This is a genomic window from Lentzea sp. NBRC 102530 (genome assembly GCF_030269365.1).
Lineage (GTDB): Bacteria > Actinomycetota > Actinomycetes > Mycobacteriales > Pseudonocardiaceae > Lentzea.
The window spans coordinates 1-933 of the sequence record NZ_BSTF01000049.1; the positions used below are offsets into that span (position 1 = coordinate 1).

Annotated in this window: 2 rRNA genes; both read left to right on the top strand. The window is 55.2% G+C overall.

Going from position 1 to position 933, the window contains the following annotated elements:
• Nucleotides 1–114: ribosomal RNA gene (locus tag QSK25_RS45220) — 16S ribosomal RNA — on the top strand; the annotation flags it as partial.
• Between the two features lie 342 nt (nucleotides 115–456).
• A 23S ribosomal RNA gene (locus QSK25_RS45225) occupies nucleotides 457–933 on the top strand; the annotation flags it as partial.

Consider the following 933-nt stretch of genomic DNA (forward strand, 5'->3'; position numbering starts at 1 on the left):
CGAAGCCCGTGGCTCAACCCGCAAGGGGGAGAGCGGTCGAAGGTGGGACTGGCGATTGGGACGAAGTCGTAACAAGGTAGCCGTACCGGAAGGTGCGGCTGGATCACCTCCTTTCTAAGGAGCATCTGCTTCTGTTCTGAGCGAACGTCTCAGCAGAAGCCAGAACCTGCACCAGCCTCGATGCTGGGTAGGGCTCATTAGTGGATGCTGGCTGGCTAGACGTTCGGTTGTCATGACAGTGAGTACTGCTCTTCGGAGCGTGGAAAGGTGTCGTGAGGGCTGGATGAACAGATCGGTACGCTGTTGGGTCCTGAGAGAACACGCTTAGTGTCTTTCAGTGATCGGGCTCTTGCCGCGGATGGACCACCTGACCTTCGAGTTCAGGCCGGCACCCGCACTTGTGTGAGAGATTCTGATTGTTCTTTGAGAACTGCACAGTGGATGCGAGCATCTTTGTAGCAAGTTAGTAAGGGCATACGGTGGATGTCTTGGCACCAGGAGCCGATGAAGGACGTAGGAGACTGCGAAAAGTCTAGGGGAGCTGTCAACCGAGCTGAGATCCTAGAATTTCCGAATGGGGAAACCCGGCCCCAGTCATGTGGGGTCACCCATACCTGAACACATAGGGTATGTGGAGGGAACGCGGGGAAGTGAAACATCTCAGTACCCGCAGGAAGAGAAAACAACCGTGATTCCGTGAGTAGTGGCGAGCGAAAGCGGATGAGGCTAAACCGCGTCTGTGTGATACCCGGCAGGGGTTGCATTCGCGGGGTCGTGGGACCTCTTGGTCAGTTCTGCCGGACTGACAAACAGTCAGAAAACGCATCGTTAGAGGAACGTGTCTGGAAAGCACGGGCGTAGAGAGTGAAACCCTCGTACTCGAAAACGTAGCGTCTGTTTAGAGTGTTCCCAAGTAGCAGCGTACTCGTGAAA